Source organism: Vibrio sp. 10N.222.49.C9 (assembly GCF_041474985.1).
In the GTDB taxonomy this organism is placed as follows: Bacteria; Pseudomonadota; Gammaproteobacteria; order Enterobacterales; family Vibrionaceae; genus Vibrio; species Vibrio crassostreae_C.
This window is the reverse complement of record NZ_JBFRVD010000317.1, coordinates 1-435: the sequence shown is the minus strand read 5'-3', so window position 1 is coordinate 435 and position 435 is coordinate 1. Positions and strand designations below refer to the sequence as shown.

General features: G+C 47.1%; 1 protein-coding gene. It reads left to right on the top strand.

Annotated elements, in window-relative coordinates:
• Positions 1 to 376, top strand: a 376-nt coding sequence (gene dctP, locus AB4585_RS23310) for a TRAP transporter substrate-binding protein DctP (RefSeq protein WP_372171155.1), incomplete at its 5' end; no start/stop codon positions are given.
• Positions 377 to 435 lie beyond the last annotated feature (59 nt).

Sequence of the window (435 nt, the reverse complement as noted above, 5' to 3'; positions counted from 1 at the left end):
CGACGGCCAAGAGAATACCTGGTCGAACATCTATGGTAAGAAATTCTTCGAGGTTCAAGATGGTGTGACAGAGACCAATCACGGCATCCTAGATTACCTTGTGGTGACTTCAAATGACTTTTGGACTGAGCTACCAGACGATGTGCGTACTCAGTTAGACACTATCTTGATGGAAGTCACTCAGACTCGTAATTCAGAGTCGTCCAAGGTTAACCAAGCCAACAAAGAGAACGTGATCGCCGCAGGTGGCACAGTGAGAACCTTGACTCCAGAGCAACGTCAAGCGTGGGTAGATGCCCTTCAACCAGTATGGAAGAAGTTTGAGAAAGACATCGGTGCTGAACTGATCGATGCCGCACTCGCTTCAAACCAATAACTGGATAAGGCTTCTTCGGAAGCCTTAGTTTCACCCTAAATGGCGTTCTGCTTTTATCT